Genomic DNA, 23,738 nt, shown 5'->3' on the forward strand with positions numbered 1-23,738 from the left:
CCGGCCCTTCAACGGGAAACCAGGCTAAACGGCGGCGGCTTCCGAGTTCGCGCTGGCGGCTGCCGCGCGTCGGGTTGCCACCTTCTTGGCCTGCTTCTGCAACTCGGGTTCGCTCTGGCGCAGCCAGGCGTAGAGCGGAGCCGCGATGAAGATCGTGGCCGCTGTACCGATCAGGATGCCGACGAACAACGCGAGGGACAGGTCCCGGAGCGTGCCTGCTCCCAACAATCCGGCACCGATGAAAAGAATCGCGGCGACGGGCAATACTGCCACCATCATGGTGTTGATGGAGCGCACCAGGGTCTGGTTGACGGCAAGGTTCACCTCTTCGGCGAAAGTGCGCCGGCTGGAGGTGGTGATGTCCGAGGTGTTTTCACGGATCTTGTCGAAAACCACCACGGTGTCGTAAAGCGAGTAGCTGAGAACCGTCAGGAAGCCGATGATGGCCGACGGTGTCACCTCGAAGTCGCTCAATGAGTAGATACCGGCCGTGCAGAACATCGTGACCAGCATGCCCGCAAGGGCAGAAACCGACATCTTCCAGGTACGGAAGTACAAAGCCATCAAAAGAGCGGCCAGGCCCACGAACACCGCGAGGCCGATCAGTGCCTGCTTGGTGACATCCTGCCCCCAGGTGGGGCCGATGAAGGTCGAGGTGACCTGGTTTTCGGTGACGCCATAGGCCTTTGCGAGATCCGTTTTGATCTTGATGGTCTGGTCATCGCTGAGTTTGTCGGTCTGGATACGCATGGTGCTGCCGGCGACGTTGGCGACGCGCGGAACGGCACCGGGAACGACGTCGTGGACTGCCTTTTCGCCCGGGGCGGACTCGGTGGTCTTCACATTGGACACCGTGAACTCGGAACCGCCCCGGAAGTCGATTCCGAGGTTGTAGCCGCCCTTGACCACCGGCAGGAGGATGGAGATCGCCACTGCCACTGCGGCGATGATGAACCAGATCTTCTTGCTGGATACGAAGTTGTAAGAGCGCTTGCCCGTGTAGAGCTCGTTGCCGAACTTTGCGAAGCTCGTGGTCATTACTTCTCCTCCTTGGTGCCGTTGGAAGAACCAGCCAGCTGAGCTTGCTTCTCGGCAAGCCGACGTTCGGCGATGGTCATACGGCGCTCGGCTTCCGCGGCAGCACCGGTGTTGCGCGCGCGCACGACGGCGGGCTTCTCCGTCGGCGTGCGGAGCCTGCCGGCACCGCGGTACAGCGGCACGGCGCCCAGGCGCTCAGGGTCGAGGCCGGAGAAGCGGTGCCCTTCCCCGAAGAACTTGGTCCGGGACAGCACCTGGAGCGTGGGGTGCGTGAACATGAACACCACCAGGAGGTCCGCCAGCGCGGTGAGGCCAAGGGTGAAGGCGAAGCCGCGGACGTTTCCAACAGCGACGAAGTACAACACCAGGGCAGCGAGCAAGTTGACGGCCTTGGACGCAAGCACGGTGCGCTTGGCGCGCTTCCAACCATTTGCGACAGCGGACACGAGGCCCTTGCCTTCACGAAGTTCGTCACGGATGCGCTCGAAGTACACGATGAAGGAGTCGGCTGTCTGGCCAATGGCGACGATGAGACCAGCCACACCGGCCAGGGACAGCCGGTAGTTTTCAGTCCAGCCAAGGATCGCGATGGCGAGGTACGTGAGTCCGCCGGCCACCACGAGGGAGAGGATCGTGACGAAGCCCAAGGCCCGGTACTGGAAGAGCGAATAGACCACCACGAGCAGGAGCCCGATCACACCGGCCAGCAGGCCAAGACGCAGCTGCTCGCCACCGAGGGTGGCGGAAATCTGTTCCTCGGACTGGATATCGAAGCTGATGGGCAAAGCGCCGTAGCGGAGCTGGTCCGACAAGGCCTGTGCGGAGGCTTGCGTGAAGTTGCCGGTGATCTGCGGCTTGCCGTCGGTGATGACGGCGAGGGCACGAGGCGCGGAAATGACCTGGTCATCCAGGACGATGGCGAACTGGGCTTTGGGGTCGTTGCCGCCCTGTGCCTGCGATGCCACGTAGAACTGGTTGAGCCTCTGGGTAACGTCCTTGAAGGTCTTGGTGGCGTTGGAATCGAACGTGATAGTGACGCCCCACGCATTGGTGACCGAGCCCTGTGCGCCCTGGACGGGATCGAAGGAGGACGAAACGATGTCCTGGCCCTTCACCTCGACCGGGCCAAGGATGTATTTAACGGCAGGAGTCTTGGCAGTTGCGGGCTCGCAGGTCACCAGCGGCTTGGCGGGATCTGAGCGCGGCTGCTTGTCCTGGGCCGGATTGACGCAGTCCAGGGCTTCGAAGGCCTTGTAGACGTCCGCTGTCACCCAGTTGCTGTCGCTGGCGTTGGCCGGCGCGGCCGTGGGCTTGGGCAGGCTCGCGTCCGGCGTCCGTGATGCGACCGGAACGGCCGCAGGGTCTCCGGTGGTGATCACCGGACGGAAGTTCATGTCGGCAGATGCCTGGATCAGTGCACGGGTTTCCGAACTTGGCGTCCCGGGAAGGCTTACCACGACGTTACGGCCGGACTGCGTGGTGATTTCCGCTTCGGCAACGCCGGAGCTGTCAACGCGTTGACGGATAATCGCGACGGCCTGGTTCAACTGTTCTTCGTTGATGCCGGTAGATCCTTCGACCTTGGGCGCGAGAATCATTTGCGTGCCGCCCTCGAGGTCAAGCGCGAGCTTTGGGGCCCAGCTGGCGTGACCAGTGAGAACACCGCCACCGAGGACTGCTGTCAGTACAGCGAATATTGCGACAAGCCAGATCAGCACCCTGCGGGCTGCATTTTTGTGGCCGGTTCGTGCCATGTTCGATCTTCCTGTTGATGACGGAACAGCCGCCGACGTGCACTGGTGAGCGCAGGCCGGCGGCGATTCATTGCCGTAGAACTATTCCCGCTTGTAGAGCGGGTACGGGCTAGCTGTCCTTCTTGCCCTCATCATTGAGGCGCTTGAGGCTTTCCTCCGGGGTCTCCGTGGATGCCGACGCGTCGGTGTCAGCGGCCGTCAGCGACGACGCGTCATCCGGAACGTCAACTGAGGCCTCCTCGACGGGCTCAACAATCTTGGTAACGGCCTGGCGGTGCACCGTGGCGAGGTTGCCCGGAGACAGTTCAAGGACAACTTTGTTCTCAGCGTCGTCCATCGAGACGATCCGGCCGAACAAACCAAAACTGGTCATGACGTCAACGCCGGGAGCGAACTGGGACTGCAGCTTGGCCTGCGTTTGCTGCGTCTTTTTGTTGCGGCGGAACATCATGAAGATGAAAACGCCAAGCATGGCAAACAGCAGGATTGTCATTGGATCCACAGGGAAGTTCCGTTCTTTACTTACGTTTTTGGTTTCACGGCTATGTCTGCCCGGTGGATCCGGCGGCCGTGGAGCTTTCCCCCACTTGGCCGCACAATGCTCCGACGGGCGGGCACAGAACCAAGGACTCGAACGTGCCGAGTGTCATACCAGTCTAGAGGCTAAAGCTGAATAGATCGTGCTAACGGCCGGTATCGATGATTTCGGCCTCATTTTCGCTGTCCTCGAACAACGCCAGCGGGTCCTGCCCGAACACTCCTGCCGGCACCGCATACCCAAGGTGTGTCCATGCGGACGCCATGGCAATCCTGCCCCGCGGCGTCCGCCCCAAAAGGCCTTCGCGCACGAGGTACGGCTCGGCGACCGTTTCGACGGTCTCCGGCTCCTCCCCGACGGCGATCGCGAGGGTGGAGAGCCCCACGGGACCACCGTTGAACTTGAGGATCAAGGCCTCCAGTACGGCACGGTCCAAGCGGTCCAAGCCGCGCTGGTCCACTTCATACATGTCCAACGCGGCGGAGGCGGCACGGGCATCGATCTGCTCGATGCCGTGGACCAAAGCCCAGTCCCGGACACGGCGCAGCAGCCGGTTGGCGATACGCGGAGTTCCACGCGAACGGCCCGCGATCTCGCTGAACCCGGCCGAGTTGACCTTAAGATCAAGCAATCCGGCCGAGCGACGCAGAACCAATTCAAGCTCCGCCACGGAATAGAACTCCAAGTGCCCGGTAAAACCAAAACGGTCACGCAGCGGACCAGGCAGCAGGCCAGCCCGTGTGGTGGCGCCAACGAGGGTGAACGGCGGCAGCTCAAGCGGAATAGCAGTGGCGCCCGCACCCTTGCCCACCACGATGTCCACCCGGAAATCTTCCATGGCCATGTACAGCATTTCCTCTGCAGGCCGGGACATCCGGTGGATTTCGTCGAGGAACAGGACCTCGCCCTCAGAGAGCGAGGAGAGGATGGCAGCGAGATCTCCCGCGTGCTGGATGGCGGGCCCGCTGCTGATGCGCAAGGGAGCGTTCATCTCGGCAGCGATGATCATGGAGAGCGTGGTCTTGCCCAACCCCGGGGGGCCCGAAAGCAGGACGTGGTCCGCGCTGCGGCCGCGCATCCTCGAGGCCTCCAGTACGAGCGAGAGCTGCTTTCGGACGCGGTGCTGGCCTACGAAGTCGTGCAGGTTCTTCGGGCGCAGTGCGGCCTCGATGATGCGCTCTTCGGGTTCCTCTCCCCCGGTCACGAGGGACTGCTCAGCCACGGCTGCCTACCCGGTTTCCAGCGCGGGCGCCGTCCTGCCCAAGCCAGCGAAGGGTTGCACGCAGGATCGGGGCGACGTTGCCGGCGTCGGCAAGTTCCGGGGAATCGGCCATTGCCTTGTCGATACTGCCGGCGGCGTCCTTCTCCGACCAGCCGAGGCTCGTCATTGCAGCGACCACCTGCGGTTTCCAGACCGACTCGGCCGCGACGGCGGGGACGGCCCCCGGCGCGGTGCCGTGGGGAACGAGTTTGCCCGCAAGCTCCAAGACGATCCTGCCGGCCACCTTCGGCCCGATGCCGGGGACCTTGGTGAATGACTTGGCATCACCGGAATGGGCGGCGACCCGGATCGCTTCGGGTTCATGGACCGCCAGGACCGCGAGGGCCAGCCGCGGCCCCACTCCGCTCACACTGAGCAGGACATCGAAAACTTCCCGTTCGTCGTCGTTCGAGAAACCAAAGAGCGTCAGGGAGTCCTCTCGGACGATCAACGAAGTGAACAGCTTCGCTTCCTCGCCGACTTGCAGGTGGCTGAGGGTTTGGGGCGTGGCGTAGACGCTCATTCCGGCACCGTTGAGATCGATGACGGCCGTGGAGAGACTGACGTGTGCCACGGTTCCGCGGAGAAAACTGATCAAGACCCGGCTCCTGAAGTACTGCCCCGTGCATGCTGCGCCGCGGGCTATCCGAACATATCTACGAATACCCTAGCAAGGGCCACCGACATTTACCGGGCGCGGCGCGCTTTCGCTTCGGCTTCAGCCCACGCTCGCTGGGCCGGCGTCAACGCGGTGCTCCCTGGCCCTGTGGTGGCAACGGCGGCACCGCTGCCGGCCCGCCACGCATGCGTGACGGCGAGGGCCAACGCGTCCGCGGCGTCGGCCGGGCGCGGCGGGGCGTCCAGGCGCAGGATCTTGGTGATGAGTTTTGTCACCGCTTCTTTGTTGGAGGTGCCGCTTCCCGTGACGGCAGCTTTGACCTCCGACGGCGTGTGGAGCGCCACCGGGATGCCGCGCCGCGCAGCGGCCGCGATGACCACGCCGGACGCCTGTGCGACGCCCATGACCGTGCTGACGTTCAACTGGGAGAACACCCGTTCGACCGCAAGAACATCGGGTTTGTACAGGTCCAGCCATTCATCGATGGCCTTGGCGATGACCAGCAAGCGCTGGTCCAATGATTGTTCCGGGGAGGTTCCCACGACGCAGACGGCCACCATCGTGGCGCGGCGGTTCCGTTCGACGTCGACCACTCCGATGCCGCAACGGGTGAGGCCCGGATCGACTCCCAATACGCGAAGAGTCAAGTCCGGGCCTCCCTGTTTGTTATGAAGCTGTGTTGCAAGTGGGCGCTACTCGGCTTCGAGCGCAGCCTGGACTTCCTCGCTCATGTCCGCGTTGGTGTACACGTTCTGGACGTCGTCGAGATCCTCAAGGGCGTCGACGAGCTTCATGAACTTCTTGGCTCCGTCGAGGTCCAGCGGCACCTGCATGGACGGGACGAATTCAGCTTCGTCCGTCTCGTATTCGATGCCGGCTTCCTTGAGGGCTTCGCGGATTGCCTGGAGATCGGTGGGCTCGGAGTGGATTTCCCAGTTCTCGCCGTTGTCCTTGACTTCCTCGGCGCCGGCGTCGAGCACGGCCATCAGGATGTCGTCTTCGCTGAGCCCGTTCTTGGGCAGGTTGACGACGCCCTTGCGGGTGAAGAGGTAGCTCACCGAGCCGGGGTCGGCAATGGTGCCGCCGTTGCGGGAGATAGCCAGCCGGACCTCGGAGGCAGCACGGTTCTTGTTGTCCGTGAGGCACTCGATCAGAAGGGCGGAACCCTGCGGGCCGCGGGCTTCGTACATGATCTCCGTGTAGTCGACCACTTCGCCGGTCAGGCCGGCTCCGCGCTTGATGGCGCGGTCGATGTTGTCAGCGGGGACCGATGTCTTCTTGGCTTTGGTGACAGCCAGTTCCAGGCTGGGGTTGCCGGCAAGGTCCGGTCCGCCCATGCGGGCCGCGACTTCGATGTTCTTGATCAGTTTGGCGAACGACTTGGCCCGGCGGCTATCGAGGATGGCCTTCTTGTGCTTGGTCGTCGCCCATTTGGAGTGGCCTGACATGCTTTAAACTTCCCCTCTGATCATTCGAATAAACAATTCATGCACGCGCTTCTCCCCAGTCACTTCCGGGTGGAAGGAGGTGGCCAGCAACCGACCTGAGCGCACTGCAACAATTCTAGCCAACCCGTGCAAAGTGTCCGTGTGGGCGGCTTTTCCCGGTTCCACCTGGGCAAGGATTTCGACGCCGGGACCGACGCGTTCCACCCACGGTCCGCGGATGAAGACGGCGTGGACGGGGTCGACGCCGGTCTCGCCTGCGCTGAACTCGAGGCCTTTGAAGTCAAGGTCGGTTTCGAAAGACTCGCGCTGCCGCCCGAAGGCGTTGCGACGGACCGTGATGTCCAATCCACCGAAAGTCTGCTGCGGATTCCCGGCGAGGTCCGTGGCGGGATCGGCGATGTCATCGGCCAGCAGGATCATGCCGGCGCAGGATCCATAGACCGGCAGGCCGGACGCGATCTGCTTGCGGATGGGATCGGCGAGTTCAAAGATGCGCGCCAGCTTGTCGATAGTGGTCGACTCGCCGCCGGGGATAATGAGGCCGTCAATGTCGTCGAGTTCCGCCGGGCGCCGGATGCCGACGCCGGTGGCACCGGCCGCTTCGACGGCGTGGATGTGCTCACGAAAATCGCCTTGTAGTGCGAGGACGCCGATGCGCAGGCCCGAGCCCACGCTTGATGACGCCTCGGAAGGGGGATTGGTCATTCGACCATCATAATGCGCTGCCACTGCTGGCTCGCTCCGGCAACCCCAGGGCTGGCCTTCGGCACGTGGTTTATGCACCAACTGGGATATATTACAGAGCATGTTTTCGTTCACCGTTCCACTTGGCAAGCTGGTCCGTGCTGTGTCCCGGCTGCGTGGCGGTGGTTCGGCTTTGCCCGGCCTCGTGGTCGAGAAGATCGACCCCGGCTTCATGCAGAGGACGTTGTCCTCGCTCCCCCACGGCGTGGCGGTGGTGAGCGGAACCAATGGCAAGACGACCACCACCAAAATGGTGGTGGAGCTCTTGGAGAGCCAGGGCCTGAAGGTCTTCACCAACCGGACGGGCAGCAACTTCACCCGTGGCGTCGCAGCTGCGCTCCTGGGTGAGGTGGACTGGCGCGGCAGGCTGGGCGCCGACGTCGCGGTATTGGAACTCGATGAAGCTCATGCCGTGCATTTCGTGAACAAGGTGCCGCCGCGCTACTGCCTTCTCCTGAACGTCCTGCGCGACCAACTGGACCGTTTCGGCGAAATCGACGCCACCGCGATGCTCCTTCAGCGCATCGCCGAGCGCACCACCGGCACCGTAGTCCTGAACCGCGAGGACCCCCGGGTCGCCCGTATTGCCGGAGCCGTCAGCGGCCCCGAGGTGCTCTACTTCGGATTGGACGAATCGCTCCGGAGCACCTTCCCGAACGACGACGACATGCGGACCACGGCTCCGGGAACCAGCCCCCGGGGTGACGTTCCCGCCTCCCCGGCGGCCGACGTCGTACTCCGCCGGGTCGGTACCGATGACGCCGACTTCGAGTTCGACGGAACCCGCGTGTCGACGCACATGAAACTCCGAGGTGTCTACAACATCTTCAATGCCGCGGCCGCATTGGTGCTGGCCAGGAGCATCACCGGGGCAAGCGGAAGGCCCGGCGATGCGGCCAAGCTGGTCAAGGCGCTCTCCGAGGTGGCTCCGGCCTTTGGCCGCGGGGAGAGCCTGACGGTGGATGGCCAGCCCCTTGAGTTGGTCCTGGTGAAGAACCCGAGTGGTTTCCGCCTGGGCCTGAAGTCATTCCCGGCGAAGGGCTACGCGTCCATGATCGCCATCAACGACAACTATGCCGACGGCCGTGACATGTCGTGGCTCTGGGATGTTGAATTCGAATCCCTGCGCGAGGACGGTGTCGAGGTCCTGACCGGCGTCCGTGCATACGACATGGCCCTGCGCCTCCAGTACGACGAGGTCCGTTTCGGTTCAGTGGACACAGACATCCCTGCAGCCCTGGCTGAATTCATCCGGGGGTCGGCGGGCAAGCCGAAACGTGTCTTCTGCACGTACACCGCGATGTTGGCCATCCGGCGCGAACTCTCCAAAATCACCACAGTAGAGGTGGTCTCATGACCCCGGCCGAAGACACCGCCCTCCACGCCAGCAAGGGCACCATCCGGGTCCTCCAGCTGTATCCCCGTGACATGAACATTTACGGCGACTGGGGCAACGCACTCGTCCTGCGGCAGCGCTTGCTCTGGCACGGTTACACGCCTGAGCTCCTTGAATACAACGTGGGCGACGACTTCCCCGAAGATGTCGATCTCATTGTGGGCGGCGGCGGCCAGGACAGTGGCCAGGCAGTCATCCAGGACGATCTCCAGGCACGAGGCGGGCAACTCCGCGAGATGGCAGAGGACGGAACGCCCATGTTGGTTATTTGCGGTCTCTACCAGCTTTTCGGAAAGTTCTTCAAGACAAAGGCCGGCCCCGTCATCCCCGGCATCGGCATCCTGGATGTCGAGACCGTCGGCACCGATGAACGCCTCATCGGAAACGTCACGCTCACCTCGCCCGAGTTCGGCGAAATCATGGGCTACGAAAACCACAGCGGACAGACGGCCCTGGGTCCCGGCGTCGAGCCCCTCGGCACCGTGTCCAAGGGTGCCGGCAACAACAGCAAAGACAACCATGAAGGCGCCAGGCACCGGAATGTTGTTGCCAGCTACCTGCACGGTTCCTTGTTGCCCAAGAATCCTGCGATCGCCGATTTCCTGATCCGGACCGCAGTCGAACGCAAGTACGGCACTTTCGTCCCCGGAACGCCCGACGACGGCTTCGCCCGCCTCGCGCGCGAACATGCGGCGCGGCGGCCGCGCTAACACGAGGAAAACCGTTGTGGGCGGGGGCCTTGCATGAAAGGGTTGCTTCATGACGAACCCACTCTTGGAGCCGAGTACCCTTCCCTTCGGATTGCCGCCCTTCGCCGCTATCCGGGACAGCCACTACGCCGAAGCTGTGGATGCCGGCCTCGCTGAGCACCTGGCCGAAATCCAGTCCATCGTGGACAATCCGGAGCCCGCATCCTTCGAAAACACGGCAGTTGCGATGGAACGCTCCGGCCGCCTGCTGGAGCGGGCAGCGGCATCCTTCTTCACGCTGGTTTCTGCCGATGCCTCGGAGGCCATCCGCGAACTCGAAACCGAGCTGTCTCCGCGTTTCGCGAGCCATCAGGACGCGGTCTACCTCAACCGCGGACTGTACGAGCGATTTGCAGCCATAGACACCTCGGGACTTGATGACGAGTCCATCCGGCTGGTGCAGGAGTACCTGAGGGAATTCCGCCAGTCGGGGATCCAGCTTGATCCAGATGACCAGGAAAAGCTCAAGTGGCTCAATGCGGAGCTCTCCCGTTTGGGAACGGAGTACGGACAACGCGTCAAGGAAGCCATGAAGGCCGCAGCCCTTGTGGTGGATGACGCCACGGAACTTGCCGGCCTGCCAGCGGACGATATCGCCAGCGCCGCCGAGGCAGCTCGCACGGCCGGGCACGAGGGGAAGTACCTCCTGACCCTCATACAGCCGAGCAACCAGCCTGCTTTGGCTTCTTTGCAGAACCGCGAGCTCCGGCGCCGCCTCTATGAGGCGTCCATTGCGCGGGGCAGTGACGGCGGCAGCCTGGACGTCCTGGAATTGGCGAAGGCGATGGTGCGTTTGAGGGCCGAGAAGGCGAGCCTTCTCGGGTTCGGCAACTACGCTGAACTGGTCATGGACCGCCAGACCGCACCCGATTTCGCGGCCGTGCAGGCGATGCTCAACCGCCTCGCTCCTGCCGCCATCCGAAACGCCGACGCCGAAGCGGCAGCCTTGGCGGAGAGCGCAGGGCACCCGCTGGAAGCCTGGGATTGGGCGTACTACTCCTCGAAGGTCCGGCGGGAGCGCTACGAGGTGGACGAACAGTTGCTTCGGCCCTACTTCGAACTGGATCGGGTACTGGTGGACGGCGTGTTCTTCGCAGCCACGAGCCTCTTCGGTATTACTTTCCACGAGCGCAAAGACCTTGAGGGATACCACCCCGACGTCCGCGTCTGGGAAGTGAGGAACGAGGACGGCTCTGAGCTTGGGCTTTTCCTGGGCGACTACTACTCGCGGGACTCCAAGCGCGGTGGCGCCTGGATGGACTCGCTCGTCGAACAATCAGCACTGCTGGGTACCAAGCCAGTGGTGATCAACAACCTGAACATCTCCAAACCGCCGGCTGGAGAAGCGACGCTTCTCACCCTGGACGAAGTACGGACCACTTTCCACGAGTTCGGCCATGCCTTGCACGGGCTCTTCTCCAACGTCACGTATCCGCGGTTTTCCGGAACCTCGGTGCCCCGGGACTTCGTGGAGTATCCGTCACAGGTCAACGAGATGTGGATCATGTGGCCCGAGATTATCGGCAACTACGCCCGCCACCACGCCACCGGCGAACCGCTCCCCCGGGACACTATTGAACGTCTCAACGAGTCCAAGCTCTGGGGCGAAGGTTTCGCGACCACGGAGTACCTCGGTGCCGCCCTTTTGGATCTGGCCTGGCACGTGTTGGAAGTAGACGGCGTTCCAGACGATGCGCAGGCTTTCGAGGCCAAGGCATTGGCTGCGGCCGGCGTGGCGCACTCCCTCATACCGCCCCGGTACCGCACGGGATATTTCCAGCACATCTTTGCCGGGGATTTCTACGCAGCCGGGTACTACTCCTACATCTGGAGTGAAGTGCTTGACGCGGAAACGGTGGACTGGTTCACGGAAAACGGCGGGCTGCTGCGCCGGAACGGCGAACGATTCCGCTCGGAACTGCTCTCCCGTGGCAATAGCCGGGATCCGTTGGAATCGTTCCGCACCCTCCGGGGCCGCGAGGCCTCCCTCGAGCCCCTCCTGAAGCGCCGCGGTTTGGAGTAACTGGGCCAGCCCAACTGACTCGCAATTGTTGTCGTTTTGGGCCCTCATAACGACATCAACTGCTAGCTACTTGGGTTAACGCACGACGGCGACCGGTCACCGAAAAGGTGACCGGCCGCCGTCGTACTTAGCGGCAGCGCCAACCGAGCGCGCCGGCTTAGCTAAGACTTACCAGCCGCGCTCGGCAAGGCGGTGGGGTTCGGGGATTTCCTCGACGTTGATGCCGACCATGGCTTCGCCCAGGCCGCGGGAGACCTTGGCGATGACGTCGGGGTCATCGAAGAAGGTGGTGGCCTTCACGACGGCGGCGGCACGCTGGGCCGGGTTGCCGGACTTGAAGATGCCCGAACCGACGAACACGCCGTCCGCACCGAGCTGCATCATCATGGCAGCGTCGGCCGGGGTGGCGATGCCGCCGGCCGTGAATAGCACGACGGGGAGCTTGCCGGTCGCGGCAACTTCCTTGACGAGCTCGTACGGGGCCTGCAGTTCCTTGGCCGCGACGTAGAGCTCGTCCTCGGGCAGCGTGGAGAGCCGGAGGATCTCGGCGCGGATCTGGCGCATGTGGGTGGTGGCGTTGGAGACGTCGCCGGTGCCGGCCTCGCCCTTGGAGCGGATCATGGCCGCGCCCTCGTTGATGCGGCGCAGCGCCTCACCAAGGTTCGTAGCACCGCAGACGAAGGGAACCGTGAAGTTCCACTTGTCGATGTGGTGGGTGTAGTCGGCCGGGGTCAGGACCTCAGACTCGTCGATGTAGTCCACGCCCAGGGACTGCAGGACCTGGGCCTCGACGAAGTGGCCGATGCGGGCCTTGGCCATGACGGGGATGGACACGGCGGCGATGATCGCATCGATCATGTCCGGGTCCGACATGCGGGACACGCCACCCTGGGCGCGGATGTCGGCGGGAACGCGCTCGAGCGCCATGACGGCCACGGCACCGGCATCTTCGGCGATGCGGGCCTGCTCGACGTTGACGACGTCCATGATGACGCCGCCCTTGAGCATCTCGGCCATGCCGCGCTTGACGCGGTTGCTGCCCGTAACGCTGGCTGCGGACGAACCGGCTTCGTTGCTTACATCAGGTGTAGACACAAAAACCCCTATGGGTAGATAGAAGACCTTGGCCGGGGCGCAGGCGGACAGGGGCCACACACAGCGCACACCGGATTTCCAGGTCACATTGACCAAGTAACTTCAATACTAGTCCCCTGCGCTGTGCCCGTCGTACTTGATTACCAGCCTCGGCCACGCAGTTCCGGCGGCACCGCGCACCGGGTCGCGCCGGTATCCTTCGGGAACAGATCGCAAGCTAGCTGGGCTATAAATGTCAGACCCCCGTGTCAGGGTTTATTCATGGAAGGCATCGGTCAACTCGTGGCACCTCGGGCAGCCCCGCCCGAGGTCGGGCTCGCGTCGTTGGGACGTCTGTCCCGCCGCCTGAAGCCCGTTCCTGCCCGGCATGCCGGGCAGCAAAACCGGGCCGCCGTGCCGTCGCGGGCCGCGCTGTCGCCCGCACCTGACCTTGATCGGGCCGTGGCGGCGATGGAAGCGCTGCGCTCAACAGCTGTCGCCGACGCCGGCGTGTTTGCTTTCCCCGATGCCGCGGATTTCGCCGGCAAGGTCGAGGAGATCTCGCGGACGGTGGAGTTCTTGCAGCTCGTGGCCGCCGGGGCCGTGGAGCGGACCCGGCGCGAAGCCCAGGCGGCACGGCAGGCATCCCCGGCGGCGGGGTGGCGGACCGGCTGGACCGAGCCCACCGCAGCCGCACCGGTCGCGGGAACTGAAGCCGATACCGCAGCAGCCGCGGCCGGCCCGGAAGGCTCTGCCGCCGGCCTCACGGCAGCAGCCGAAGCGCTCGACGACGGGTACCGGAACGCCGCCGAATTCCTGCGCGCCAGGCTGCGGATCAGCATCGGCGAAGCGAGGCGCCGGCTCGCACTGGCCTCCGGGGTGCTCCCGCAGACCGGGATCGCCGGGCAGGACGTTCCCGCACGGCACGGGGTCCTCGCCGCGGCCCTGTCCTCGGCAGCCCTGCCCTCCCGCTCGGCCACGGTGATCAGCACGGCCCTGGACCAGGTACGGCACCTCGCCGACGCGGAAACCGCCCACCAGATGGAACACTCACTCACCAACACTGCGGTGCAGAGCGATCCCGATTTCGTCTCCCGGATGGCCAAACGCTGGGTCGATGCCATCGACCAGGACGGATCCGAACCCGGCGAGGAAGAACTGCGCCACCGCCAGGGAGCGTTCATCCGCAAACCCCGCCGCGGCCTGCATCATCTGGAAATCTTCGCCACCGCGGACCAATTCGAAACCCTCGCCACCGTCATGAACACCGCCGCCAACCCGCGCCTCCAGCCCAACGCCGCCGGCACCGGCACCGGCACCGACTTGGACCCACGCTCCCGGGCGCAGAAACTGCTCGACGGGCTCATCGGCGCCTGCGCAGTGGCCCTGTCCACCGGCGAGCTGCCCGCGAACGGTGGCCTCCGGCCGCAGGTGATGGTGACCATCGATTACCGCGACCTCCTGGAGCGCCTCGAACACCTCGACAGCGAAACGCCCGCCGGCGCCCGCCTCAGCAGCGGCGCCTCCACGTTCCAGGGCCCGCTCCACCCCTCGGTCATCCGCAAGATCGCCTGCGACGCGGACATCATCCCCGTCCTGCTCGGCAGCGACAGCCGCGTGCTGGACATCGGCCGCACCACCCGGGTCTTCCCGCCCCACATCCGCAAAGCCATCATCGCCCGCGACCAAGGCTGCGCCTTCCCCGACTGCACCATCCCCGCACCCCGGTGCGAAGCCCACCACATCACCTACTGGTCCAACGGCGGCACCACCGGAACCGACAACGGCACCCTCTTATGTAGCTTATGCCGATGTCGGCATAAGCTGCATTATGCCGATGTCGGCATAAGCTGCATTATGCCGATGTCCGGATTATGCCGACGTTTGCTGTTGTGGCCTGATTTGGCGGGCTTGTCTGGGATTCTTATCGGCATAATCAGAGGGCTTCGAGGAACGCGAGGAGCTTGTCGCCGGGAGCGTAGCGGCCCGGCGGCGTGTTCGTTGGGCGGATCCTTTCGAGGGCTTTCTCTTTCAGCGCGAGGTCGGCGTGGACGTAAATCTGTGTTGTCTCGGCGCTTTCATGTCCGAGCCAGAGCGCGATCACTGAGGTCTCGATACCGGCATGCAGCATCCTCATGGCAGTGGAGTGGCGCAGCACGTGGGGCGTGATGTTCTTTCCGCTCAATGATGGCTCGGTATTCGCTGCGGTGACGGCATGGAGGCTCACTCGCTGGGCAACTGCGTCGGTGCTCATCCGGGCTCCGGTGCGGGTGGGGAACACGGGGTCGTGTTCGGAGGGTCTCTGCTCCAGTCGCAAGGTCGTGAGCGTTTTCACGTTCTCCGGGCTGAGCGGGGTTGCTCGGTTCTTTCGCCCCTTGCCCTGGCAGATGACGTGCGCTCCGGGACCGAGGTGGATGTGTTCCCAGGTCAGTCCGGTCAGCTCTGTGACGCGTAGCCCGGTCGTGATCGCGGTAAGGATAAGAGCGTGATCGCGTCGCCCGGTGCGGGTAGCCCGGTCGGGTGCGGCCAGTAGTGCTTTGATCTGGTCCTCGGTGAGCCAGTCGATATCGCTGCGATCAACTCGTTTTTGCGGGATGGCTAGGACCCGGGCGATCAGCTCGGCGTGCTCTGGGTGCTGGTAGGCGGCGTAGGCGAAGAAGGAGCGGACGGCGGCCAGTCTCGCGTTCCGGGTCCGGGTGCTGTTGCCGCGTTCGTGCTCGAGATGTTTGATGAAGCTGGTGATCCGGGCGCTGTGAAGCATCGTCAGCTCGATTTTGTCCGGGCTGATCGCGGTGGATTCGTGGACGTGGGCCAGCAGCAGCCGCCAGGTGTCGCGGTAAGCGGCGATGGTGTGGGTGCTGGCGCCGAGAGCGCGCATCAGGTGCTCGGCGAAGTACTTCTCCAGCGTCGGCGCGAGCAAAGTCATGATTGCTCCTCCGCCTGAAGCGGGCCCAAGCGTCGTCCGGCCTCGGCGAGAAGCTCGGGGACCGCTTCCAGATACCAGTAAGTGCTTCCCGGGCTCGCATGCCCCAGATAGGTGGAGAGCACGGGAAGTACCTCGGCCGGGACGGCTCCGTCCCGGTAGGCGCCGATCATCGTGGTGACGGCGAAGCTATGCCGCAGATCATGGATCCTCGGCCGGCACTGCTGCGATTTCGGCGTGATGCCGGCCCGGGCGACAAGACGATGGAAAACCCTGTGCACATTCTTGTAAATCAGCCGCGTTCCCGCGCTGGATACCAGCAACGCCTCCGTGGAGACCGGCCCGAGCAGCCGGTGACGGGTGAGCGCATAATCGGCGAGCACCTCCAGGACGCTGGAGTGCAACGGGACCAGCCGGGACTTGCCGAACTTCGTGTCGGCAACGCTCAACACGCCTGCGTCCAGGTCCGAACGATTTGCGTTGATCGCCTCGCTCACCCGCATCCCGGTGCAGGCCAACAGGCCGATCAGCGTGCGGTAAGTGGCCGCGACCATCGGGGAGCGCAACAGCCGGGCCTGTTCCAGCAGCGCCAGGACCTGCTCATCCGAGTAGATGAACGGGACGGCCCGCGGCGAGCGAGCGGGCAGAAGCTGCCGCGGCGGGACCTCGATACTCGAATCGAAGGCGTGCGCCCAGCGAGCGAAGGAACGCGCCACGGAGAGCCTGGCGCCGTGATAGCTGGCAGCGCCGCCCGGAGTTCTCGCCCAGCCAAGAATATTCTCCGTCGTCACCGTTTCCTGGCCGCTTCGCTCGAGGTATCGGAGGTATTCGGTGAGGTAACGCTCGTGGGTCGCGAGCTTGAAACCCAGTCCGCGGCGCAGCCGCAGGTAATCCCCCACCAGCGACTCAAGCGCGCTCATCGGAGCTCACCGCCCGCCTGACCTGCTCCGAGACCCGGCCAGGGCCGGGCCAGACCGGCCAACCGGGTGAGGTCGACCTTCGCGTAGATCGTCGTCGAGGCCAGATGGCGATGCCGCAGCAGCTGGGCCACCTCTTCCAAGGACGCGCCGGCATTGATCGTCGCCGTCCCGGCAGCATGCCGCAACCGGTGAGCACCCACCGGCCCGAGTCCGGCCCGTGCGCCGGCGCACCGGACCACGGCTTTGACGGCTGCGCTGGAGAGCCGACGATACGGAGCCGAGGACGTGAAGAACAACGCCCTGCCCGTCGCGGCAGGATGACGTTCGACCGACAGATGCGCAGCTAACCCCGCACCAACATCGGCGGCCAGCGGCAGCAGATCGCTCTGCCCGCCCTTACCGGGAACTCGCAGCGTTCCCGCCCGCCAATCGACATCGTCCAGGCTCAACGCAGCGACCTCCCCGGCCCGCAACCCGAGCCGGGCAAGTACAAGCACGATCGCGAGATCACGCTTTCCCGTGCGGGATGCCGGATCGACCGCGGCGATCAACGCCTTCACCCGCTCGGGAGTCAGACCTCGTGGCAGGCCGGAATCCCGATACCCCGCCCGGGCCGGCACCACCTGATCCAGCCGATCGCCGATGTGGCCGGCGGCGAACAGGAAACGCAGCAGCGACCGCAGCGCCGTCACTGTCAGCTTCGCCGACCCCACGGGCATTCCCGGAATCTGCGACATGACGAACCCGCTCACCGCCCGAGCATCCAGACCCTCCAGATCCAGCGCCTGGCCGCCTAACCGCGACAGCAGAAACGGACGCGCCAACTCTCGGTAGTACCGGATCGTCGATGTCCTCAGACCACGATCGTCGGCCAGGAACCGGCCCCACCGCTCCAGAACAAGATCCACCGGACCCGGCTCCGGCACGGTCTCGGGTTCCTCCCCTGGAATCACCTCGATCGATCGCAGATACGCGACCAGAGGTGCCAGGCTCCCCGCCGAGGACATGTCCGTGTGCGTCACCCGGCGGCCCACCAGGAACCGTTCGAGTGCGGCAGCATCGCACGCCGCCGGTGAGACCGCTTCCTCGACGAGCCACCGGCTCAGATGCCGCATCAGATTCAACCGCAAACCGATCGAGGTCGGCGCATACCCCAGCCGGCCAAGATACTCAGCGAACCCGACTCCGAAACCGCCCAACGGCCCAGAAACCACGACGTTCAAACCACTATCCATCACGCTCTCCCTTTCCAAAACGAGGAAAGGCAAGCGTGCACCCGTCACCTGATTATGCCGATAAGAATCCCAGACAAGCCCGCCAAATCAGGCCACAACAGCAAACGTCGGCATAATCCGGACATCGGCATAATGCAGCCACCACCACCACGTCATCCACAAAGAACACTGGACCATCACCATGGAAACCGGGGTGCCATGGTTCAAACCACCACCCCACGTCGACCCCCGCCAAACACCCCGACGCAACCACCACTTCAGACCCACCCGGACATAAACCCGCCCCGGACACGAAACGCGCCTGCACACGACAGGATGATCCCACCGCCTAGGCGGGCGTCCCGCCGTCGACGTCTGCCATCGCCTGTTCGCGGACGGCCGCCATCCTTTGGACGACTGTGACGGCCGTAGCGGCGGCGAGCATGACAAGGGTCACCAGCAAGACGACGGGAGGCAAGCCCAGTCCGGTCAGACCGGTGACGAGGAGCACAGAGATGAGCCGCTCCGCGCGCTCGGCGATGCCCACATTGGCGTAGAAGCCCAATGATTCAGCCTTGGCGCGGGCGTACGAAACCACCATCCCGAGCACCAGGCAGGCCAGGGACGCTATGGCAATCGCGCTGTTCCCGCCGCCCGTGAAGAACCAGATTGCGACGCCGACGAAGATGGCGCCGTCTGCCAGCCGGTCCAGCGTGGAGTCGAGGAAGTTTCCCCACGGACCACTGCGTCCTTGTTCCCTTGCCATGATGCCGTCCACGACATCGGACAGCGCGAAAACGGCGATCAGCAGCGAACCCCACCAGAGCTGGCCGAGGGGGTAAAGAATCAGGGCGCCCAGTACTACGCCGGCGGTCCCGACGACGGTAACGGCGTCAGGCGAGACTCCCACTCTGAGCAGGAACCGGGCAAGGGGCGAGAACAGCCCGGTGAAAAACCCGCGGGCGTGCCGATTAAGCATCCGTCTCCCCGGACAGATCCGACTCTTCAGGCCAGGCGTCGGCCACCTGCTGGCGGACCTCGTCAAGGGTCTGGGTGATGGCCTTCGTCTGGGCGATGATCGGGAAGAAGTTCCCGTCCCCACCCCAGCGCGGAACCACGTGCTGATGCAGGTGGGCGGCGATTCCCGCCCCGCCCGCCACACCTTGGTTCATGCCCAGGTTGAAGCCGCTCGGGTTGGCCACCTTTCGCAGCACCCGCATGGCGGTCTGCGTGAGTTCCGCCATTTCCGCTGTTTCCTGCACCGTGATGTCCGTGTAGTCCGGAACATGCCGGTACGGGCACACCAGCAAATGACCGGGGTTGTAGGGAAACAAATTGAGCACCACGTAGCACGTCTTGCCGCGGCGCACGATGAGGGATTCCTCGTCCGTGCGGCTCGGAGCCACGCAGAAGGGGCAGTCGTCCTCGTTTTTGAACTGGTTCTGCCCGCCCTTGATATAGGCCAGGCGGTGCGGCGTCCACAGGCGCTGGAAGGCATCGGGAACACCTGCCAGGCCGAAGTCGTCAGTCACTTCGGCATCGCCCGGATAGTCAGCTGTCACGCCCGTGTTCTCCTGCACTGTTCCCTGCCCCCGCGGTGTCCGACTCGTCAGCTCTCGCGGTTCTTGACGGCGTCCACAATCCTTCGGACGGCCTCGGCAACGGGCACACCGTTGTCTTGGCTGCCGTCACGGAAGCGGAACGACACCGCGCCGGCCTCTGCGTCCTCTCCGCCGGCAATGAGGACGAAAGGAATCTTGTCCTTGCTCGCAGTGCGGATCTTCTTCGGGAAGCGGTCCGAGGAAATGTCCACCTCGGCACGGATGCCCGCGGCCTTGAGCTGGCCGACGACGTCGAACATGTAGTCGTTGAACGCTTCCGCCACCGGAATGCCAACCACCTGCACGGGCGAAAGCCATGCGGGGAAAGCTCCCGCGTAGTGTTCGGTGAGTACGCCCATGAAACGCTCTACCGAGCCGAACAAAGCACGGTGGATCATGACCGGACGCTGGCGGGTACCGTCAGCGGCCTGGAACTCCAGCTCGAACCGCTCAGGCAGGTTGAAGTCCAGTTGGATGGTGGACATCTGCCAAGTGCGGCCCAAGGCGTCCTTGGCCTGCACGGAGATCTTGGGACCGTAGAACGCGGCTCCACCCGGATCCGGCACCAGCTCCAAGCCCGAGGCCTCGGCTACTTCGGCCAAGGTACGGGTGGCTTCCTCCCAAGCGGCGTCTTCACCAACGAACTTGTCTTCGTTCTTGGTGGACAGTTCAAGGTAGAAGTCGTCCAACCCGTAGTCCTTGAGCAGGCCGAGGACAAAGTTCAGGGTTGTGGTGAGTTCGTCCTTCATCTGCTCGCGGGTGCAGTAGATGTGGGCGTCGTCCTGCGTCATACCGCGCACGCGGGTCAGCCCATGGACAACACCGGACTTCTCGTAGCGGTACACAGAGCCGAATTCGAAGAGCCGAAGGGGCAGTTCCCGGTAGGAGCGGCCGCGCGAACGGAAGATCAGGTTGTGCATGGGGCAGTTCATCGGCTTCAGGTAATAGTCCTGGCCGGGCTTGCGCACGGTGCCGTCGTCGTTCAATTCCGCGTCGATGTGCATCGCCGGGAACATGCCTTCCTTGTACCAGTCAAGGTGGCCGGAAACTTCGTAGAGGTGTCCCTTGGTGATGTGCGGGGTGTAGACGAACTCGTATCCGGCGTCGACGTGACGCTGGCGCGAATAATCCTCCATCGCCTTGCGGATAATCCCGCCTTTGGGATGGAACACCGGCAGGCCGGAGCCCAGCTCATCCGGGAAGGAAAACAGGTCCAGCTCCGCGCCGAGCTTGCGGTGATCGCGGCGCTCGGCTTCGGCGATGCGCTCTTGGTATGCCTTCAGCGCGTCCTTGGTGGGCCAGGCGGTGCCGTAGATACGCTGCAGCTGCTGGTTGTTCTGGTTGCCGAGCCAGTATGCCGCCGAGGAGCGGGTGAGGGCGAAGGCGTTGGAGATCAGTTTGGTGTTGGGCAGGTGCGGGCCGCGGCAAAGATCGCACCAGACGCTTTCACCGCTCTTGCGGTCCACGTTGTCGTAGATGGTGATGTCCCCGGCGCCCACCTCGACGTTGACGCCCTCGCCGGCGTCGGCGGCGTCGTTCTTCTTGCCCAACAGCTCGAGCTTGTAGGGCTCGCCCTTCATGGCTTCGCGGGCTTCGTCTTCGGTGACGACGCGGCGCACGAACTTCTGGTTCTGGTTGATGATCTTCTGCATCATCTTCTCGAGCTGGCGCAGGTCTTCAGGGGTGAAGGGCTCGGCAACATCGAAGTCGAAGTAGAAGCCGTCTGTGATGTAGGGGCCGATTCCGAGTTTGGCGTCCGGACGAAGCTGCTGCACAGCCTGGGCCATGACATGCGCGGTCGAGTGGCGCAGGACGTTGAGTCCGTCCGGCGAGTCGATGGTGATGCCATCAACCTGGGCACCCTCGGGCAGTACCTGGTCAAGGTCCTTGAGTTCGCCGTCGACACGGGCCACTACGACGTCGCGGCGCTCGAAGAAGAGTTCCGCGCCGGTGGTCCCTTCCGTCACCTTGGTCTCTTCGCCATCGACGATGAGGGTGATCTGCTGGGCATCTGACACGGGTGTCTCCTATTCATTGATAAGGCTTCATAGCTTGTGGCGTACGGGGACCACAGCCAGCCATCGTCCATCGTATCCGCTCCGGCTGGGGCAGCCAAAGCAGGCGCGGGCATGCCGTTTTTCGCCGACAAGACGCGGCGCCGGAGGGATTTTTTGGCAGGCCTAACTGCGACCCGTGCCACCCGTAATGGGGAGGACCGCGGGACCAGACTGTGGGGCGGTCTGAAACCGCGCTATCGCAGGGCTACAAGCGGCCTGCGGCGCTTCTCACTTCGTGTTTCCGCCATGCCGGTTGGTGGAGCAGATGCAAGCGGTGGGCCTGACGCTCAAGGGACGGGGTCCACCGGCCATGGCTTCTGTCCTTGATCAGGGCCGTTCCGGCGATCTCCCTGAGTGTGGATATCCCGCGGACAGCCGACTGCTTGGTGGCGAAAGTCGTAGACATCGCCAGAATGTCGCCGTCGCCGTCGCGTAGTGCAATCCTGTACCCATCGTCGGGTCCGTCGATCAGCTCAAAGTATCCAGCCATTGTGTAGCCTCCTTTGAAACCTGAGGTTGTAAAGGACACCAACCAGTCTACCGAGCCAAACCCATCTGGGCGTTAGGTTTTTGGGACTACTGCGACGGTTCCGGCAGGTCTGCTAGGGCTTGGCTTGCAGCAATGCAAGGAGGGCACTGCCGTCCGGACTGCCCAGGCCCGTGCAGGGATCCCAGCCGGTCCCGGCATGGTAGCTCCCGTTGGAGCCTGTGGTGATGTCATGGAAGCCCGACGCCGGTTGTGTGCCGTTTTGGTACAGCAGCGGCTGGAGCAGCCCGAAGCGCCTGTTAGTGGCCTGGGCGAGGCGGGCGACCAGCGCCGCCCAGAGTGGTGCCACTGCACTGGTTCCGCCGATCACCATATCTTTCCCGTCGACGCGCACCCGGTAACCGGTCTGCGGGTCGGCGACACCGCTGACATCGGGAACGCCCCTTCCGGCCTTCTTGGGCGCAGGCTTGTGTTTGGCGTGTCCCGAGATGCCCGACTGCCAGGAGGGAACCGCAAAGACGTCGCTGTATCCTCCGCCGGTAGCCGAGTTGGGGCCGTCGTTCCAGACAGTTTCCGCGCTGATGACCCCTGTCGCGGTGTCTGCTTGAAGGCGGGTTCCGCCGCAAGCCAGTACATGCGGGCTCGACGCCGGGAAATCGGCGTGATCCTTATTGTCCGTTGCGCCGTCCGCACTGCCGTTGTCCCCGGCTGCGGCTGTCACCGTCACCCCGAGGGCCGCAGCGTCGGCCATGGCCTGGTCGAAAGCCGTCCGGGCTTGGGCGGTCCAGGCGTCTTCGCTCTGGCCCCAACTGATGCTGATCGCGGCCGGCGCCGGATTTGCATGGGAGGCTGCGACAATCGCATCCAGGAACCCGGCGTCGGTGTTGGGGGCGAAATAGACCACGATCCTGGCGTTCGGCGCCAAGGCGCCAACTACTTCGATGTCGAGCAGGACTTCCCCGTCGGCGCCCGCCGGATCCAGCCCCGGCTGGTTCGCCCCGCCGTCGACTCCCACCGCGGTGACGCTCGGCGTGGCGATACCCAGGCCCTGGAAGTAGGTGTCAAGGTCTTGCTGTCCGTAGCCGCCGCCCAGCTCAAGGATGGCAACGGTTTGCCCCGTTCCGTCCGTTCCCTCAGGGAAGTTGTAAATCTTTCCCAACTCGGGCGGGGTGTAGCTGGTACCGGCCGCGGCCAAGGGAATGGCGCGGAATTGGGCCCGGGCCTGCGGCCGGTCGTCAAGGCCGAGAACGGCGACGACGACGCCGTCGAGGGTTGCAGGTACTTGGAGGCCTCCGGTGCGATGCCGGTGGGTGACAGCGTTGCCGTCCGGGCCGCGGCTCGTCAGCTCGTCAAGGGACGTTCCGAAGATGCTGCCCATCCGTTCCACGGTTCCAGCCAGCCGGATCCTGCGGCTTGCAGCGTCCGACTCCACAACGTCGAGACCGAGGTTGGCGAAAGTGCGTACAGCCAAATCCAGGTCTGCGGCCGATGCGCCGTATCGGGAGGCCAGTTCGTCCCGCGAAAGCGCTGCGGAGGGAACTTCGGGCATTTCTTCCTGGCGCCTAAGGATGACCGTCGCCTCGATCCGACGGGAAGGATCGACGGGACCGAGAACGTCCCGGACGCCTGGAGCCGGAGCCCTGTCTGATCCTGGCAGCGGAACGCTTTGCGTTTCCTCAGGCTGTCGATCTTCTGGAGTGTCCTGCATCGACATTGGTACCTCCTACGCTCGCTGTGAGAGAGCTTCGTCACCTGCGATTATGCACCAGGAGCCACTTTGGCACCATGGCGTGAAGCAGGCATGGTCACTGGCGCCGACTCGAGCGATGACGGCTTGAAGGGCTTGGGCACGGCTGCCGCCCACGGTAGCGTGGGGCCTTGGCGGGCCATGC

20 protein-coding genes and 2 pseudogenes are annotated in these 23,738 nt (G+C 64.2%); 5 read left to right on the top strand and 17 right to left on the bottom strand.

Features of this window, described 5'->3' with window-relative positions; translation table 11 throughout:
• Positions 1-24 precede the first annotated feature (24 nt).
• The 8 genes from secF to pdxT all read right to left on the bottom strand — a co-directional run bounded on the left by secF (position 25) and on the right by pdxT (position 7,363).
• Positions 25-1,038, bottom strand: coding sequence for a protein translocase subunit SecF (gene secF, locus ABD742_RS10155; RefSeq protein ID WP_234754246.1), 1,014 nt, complete (start codon positions 1,036-1,038; stop codon positions 25-27).
• On the bottom strand, positions 1,038-2,792 hold the full coding sequence (secD, locus tag ABD742_RS10160; protein ID WP_234754248.1) for a protein translocase subunit SecD: 1,755 nt from the start codon (positions 2,790-2,792) through the stop codon (positions 1,038-1,040). Before secD ends, secF begins: the two co-directional genes overlap by 1 nt.
• 109 nt (positions 2,793-2,901) lie before the next feature.
• Positions 2,902-3,285 (bottom strand): preprotein translocase subunit YajC, encoded by a 384-nt coding sequence (gene yajC / locus ABD742_RS10165; RefSeq protein ID WP_234754281.1) that lies wholly within the window; start codon positions 3,283-3,285, stop codon positions 2,902-2,904.
• A 190-nt stretch (positions 3,286-3,475) separates the two neighbouring features.
• Positions 3,476-4,552 carry a Holliday junction branch migration DNA helicase RuvB gene (gene ruvB / locus ABD742_RS10170; RefSeq protein WP_234754250.1) on the bottom strand — a complete coding sequence of 359 codons (1,077 nt, stop codon included), beginning with the start codon at positions 4,550-4,552 and terminating at the stop codon, positions 3,476-3,478.
• Complete coding sequence (ruvA, locus tag ABD742_RS10175) at positions 4,545-5,189, bottom strand: Holliday junction branch migration protein RuvA (RefSeq protein ID WP_234754251.1); 645 nt, start codon at positions 5,187-5,189, stop codon at positions 4,545-4,547. Before ruvA ends, ruvB begins: the two co-directional genes overlap by 8 nt.
• An 89-nt stretch (positions 5,190-5,278) precedes the next feature.
• On the bottom strand, positions 5,279-5,857 hold the full coding sequence (gene ruvC, locus ABD742_RS10180; protein WP_234754255.1) for a crossover junction endodeoxyribonuclease RuvC: 579 nt from the start codon (positions 5,855-5,857) through the stop codon (positions 5,279-5,281).
• A gap of 45 nt (positions 5,858-5,902) precedes the next feature.
• Positions 5,903-6,658: a YebC/PmpR family DNA-binding transcriptional regulator gene (locus ABD742_RS10185; RefSeq protein ID WP_234754258.1), complete on the bottom strand. Its 756-nt coding sequence runs from the start codon at positions 6,656-6,658 to the stop codon at positions 5,903-5,905.
• Between the two features lie 3 nt (positions 6,659-6,661).
• A complete protein-coding gene (pdxT, locus tag ABD742_RS10190; RefSeq protein WP_234754260.1) occupies positions 6,662-7,363 on the bottom strand; it encodes a pyridoxal 5'-phosphate synthase glutaminase subunit PdxT in 702 nt (233 codons plus the stop codon).
• Between the two features lie 100 nt (positions 7,364-7,463).
• Between pdxT and ABD742_RS10195 the strand changes: the two genes are divergently transcribed.
• From ABD742_RS10195 to ABD742_RS10205, 3 genes are read left to right on the top strand one after another with little or no spacing between them, the layout of a single operon-like run.
• Positions 7,464-8,759 (top strand): Mur ligase family protein, encoded by a 1,296-nt coding sequence (locus ABD742_RS10195; RefSeq protein WP_234754262.1) that lies wholly within the window; start codon positions 7,464-7,466, stop codon positions 8,757-8,759.
• Entirely contained in the window at positions 8,756-9,508 is a 753-nt protein-coding gene (locus tag ABD742_RS10200) for a type 1 glutamine amidotransferase (protein WP_234754264.1), read from the top strand. The genes ABD742_RS10195 and ABD742_RS10200 overlap by 4 nt, the downstream gene beginning before the upstream one ends.
• Positions 9,509-9,557: 49 nt before the next feature.
• On the top strand, positions 9,558-11,570 hold the full coding sequence (locus tag ABD742_RS10205; RefSeq protein WP_234754266.1) for a M3 family metallopeptidase: 2,013 nt from the start codon (positions 9,558-9,560) through the stop codon (positions 11,568-11,570).
• 168 nt (positions 11,571-11,738) lie between these two features.
• Here ABD742_RS10205 and pdxS read toward each other — a convergent pair whose 3' ends face one another.
• The gene (gene pdxS, locus ABD742_RS10210) at positions 11,739-12,665 is read right to left on the bottom strand and encodes a pyridoxal 5'-phosphate synthase lyase subunit PdxS (RefSeq protein ID WP_284982234.1); all 927 of its coding nucleotides are present in this window, start codon (positions 12,663-12,665) and stop codon (positions 11,739-11,741) included.
• A gap of 261 nt (positions 12,666-12,926) precedes the next feature.
• On the opposite strand from pdxS, the gene ABD742_RS10215 reads away from it, so the two are divergent.
• Complete coding sequence (locus ABD742_RS10215; RefSeq protein WP_344787832.1) at positions 12,927-14,813, top strand: HNH endonuclease signature motif containing protein; 1,887 nt, start codon at positions 12,927-12,929, stop codon at positions 14,811-14,813.
• Here the strand turns inward: ABD742_RS10215 and ABD742_RS10220 are convergent.
• The 3 genes and pseudogenes from ABD742_RS10220 to ABD742_RS10230 form a co-directional block, all read right to left on the bottom strand.
• Positions 14,746-15,570: pseudogene (locus ABD742_RS10220) on the bottom strand (tyrosine-type recombinase/integrase); the annotation flags it as partial. The gene ABD742_RS10215 and the pseudogene ABD742_RS10220 sit on opposite strands and share 68 nt — an antisense overlap.
• Positions 15,567-16,487 (bottom strand): tyrosine-type recombinase/integrase, encoded by a 921-nt coding sequence (locus ABD742_RS10225; RefSeq protein ID WP_234754950.1) that lies wholly within the window; start codon positions 16,485-16,487, stop codon positions 15,567-15,569. The gene ABD742_RS10225 and the pseudogene ABD742_RS10220, both read right to left, overlap by 4 nt.
• Positions 16,484-17,722 carry a tyrosine-type recombinase/integrase gene (locus tag ABD742_RS10230; RefSeq protein ID WP_234754951.1) on the bottom strand — a complete coding sequence of 413 codons (1,239 nt, stop codon included), beginning with the start codon at positions 17,720-17,722 and terminating at the stop codon, positions 16,484-16,486. Before ABD742_RS10230 ends, ABD742_RS10225 begins: the two co-directional genes overlap by 4 nt.
• Positions 17,723-17,855: 133 nt before the next feature.
• On the opposite strand from ABD742_RS10230, the pseudogene ABD742_RS24320 reads away from it, so the two are divergent.
• Positions 17,856-17,999, top strand: a pseudogene (locus tag ABD742_RS24320) (DUF222 domain-containing protein); the annotation flags it as partial.
• 51 nt (positions 18,000-18,050) lie between these two features.
• Here the strand turns inward: ABD742_RS24320 and pgsA are convergent.
• The 5 genes from pgsA to ABD742_RS10255 form a co-directional block, all read right to left on the bottom strand.
• A complete protein-coding gene (gene pgsA / locus ABD742_RS10235) occupies positions 18,051-18,680 on the bottom strand; it encodes a phosphatidylinositol phosphate synthase (protein ID WP_234753636.1) in 630 nt (209 codons plus the stop codon).
• Positions 18,673-19,281: an HIT family protein gene (locus ABD742_RS10240; RefSeq protein WP_234753637.1), complete on the bottom strand. Its 609-nt coding sequence runs from the start codon at positions 19,279-19,281 to the stop codon at positions 18,673-18,675. Before ABD742_RS10240 ends, pgsA begins: the two co-directional genes overlap by 8 nt.
• Before the next feature lie 29 nt (positions 19,282-19,310).
• Positions 19,311-21,320, bottom strand: a complete 2,010-nt coding sequence (gene thrS, locus ABD742_RS10245) for a threonine--tRNA ligase (RefSeq protein ID WP_234753638.1) — start codon at positions 21,318-21,320, stop codon at positions 19,311-19,313.
• A gap of 244 nt (positions 21,321-21,564) precedes the next feature.
• Positions 21,565-21,849 (bottom strand): YegP family protein, encoded by a 285-nt coding sequence (locus ABD742_RS10250; protein WP_234753639.1) that lies wholly within the window; start codon positions 21,847-21,849, stop codon positions 21,565-21,567.
• Positions 21,850-21,961: 112 nt separating this feature from the next.
• Entirely contained in the window at positions 21,962-23,560 is a 1,599-nt protein-coding gene (locus ABD742_RS10255) for a S53 family peptidase (RefSeq protein ID WP_234753640.1), read from the bottom strand.
• Between the last annotated feature and the right edge of the window lie 178 nt (positions 23,561-23,738).

Source organism: Arthrobacter ramosus (assembly GCF_039535095.1).
GTDB classification, from domain to species: Bacteria; Actinomycetota; Actinomycetes; order Actinomycetales; family Micrococcaceae; genus Arthrobacter; species Arthrobacter ramosus.

Excerpts from the sequence above, each read along its gene's own strand:
- secF (WP_234754246.1), bottom strand. The coding sequence starts at position 1,038 with ATGACCACGAGCTTCGCAAAGTTCGGCAACGAGCTCTACACGGGCAAG.
- secD (WP_234754248.1), bottom strand. The coding sequence starts at position 2,792 with ATGGCACGAACCGGCCACAAAAATGCAGCCCGCAGGGTGCTGATCTGG.
- yajC (WP_234754281.1), bottom strand. The coding sequence starts at position 3,285 with ATGACAATCCTGCTGTTTGCCATGCTTGGCGTTTTCATCTTCATGATG.
- ABD742_RS10185 (WP_234754258.1), bottom strand. The coding sequence starts at position 6,658 with ATGTCAGGCCACTCCAAATGGGCGACGACCAAGCACAAGAAGGCCATC.
- pdxT (WP_234754260.1), bottom strand. The coding sequence starts at position 7,363 with ATGACCAATCCCCCTTCCGAGGCGTCATCAAGCGTGGGCTCGGGCCTG.
- ABD742_RS10195 (WP_234754262.1), top strand. The coding sequence starts at position 7,464 with ATGTTTTCGTTCACCGTTCCACTTGGCAAGCTGGTCCGTGCTGTGTCC.
- ABD742_RS10200 (WP_234754264.1), top strand. The coding sequence starts at position 8,756 with ATGACCCCGGCCGAAGACACCGCCCTCCACGCCAGCAAGGGCACCATC.
- ABD742_RS10205 (WP_234754266.1), top strand. The coding sequence starts at position 9,558 with ATGACGAACCCACTCTTGGAGCCGAGTACCCTTCCCTTCGGATTGCCG.
- ABD742_RS10215 (WP_344787832.1), top strand. The coding sequence starts at position 12,927 with ATGGAAGGCATCGGTCAACTCGTGGCACCTCGGGCAGCCCCGCCCGAG.
- ABD742_RS10225 (WP_234754950.1), bottom strand. The coding sequence starts at position 16,487 with ATGAGCGCGCTTGAGTCGCTGGTGGGGGATTACCTGCGGCTGCGCCGC.
- ABD742_RS10230 (WP_234754951.1), bottom strand. The coding sequence starts at position 17,722 with ATGGATAGTGGTTTGAACGTCGTGGTTTCTGGGCCGTTGGGCGGTTTC.
- pgsA (WP_234753636.1), bottom strand. The coding sequence starts at position 18,680 with ATGCTTAATCGGCACGCCCGCGGGTTTTTCACCGGGCTGTTCTCGCCC.
- ABD742_RS10250 (WP_234753639.1), bottom strand. The coding sequence starts at position 21,849 with ATGGCTGGATACTTTGAGCTGATCGACGGACCCGACGATGGGTACAGG.
- ABD742_RS10255 (WP_234753640.1), bottom strand. The coding sequence starts at position 23,560 with ATGTCGATGCAGGACACTCCAGAAGATCGACAGCCTGAGGAAACGCAA.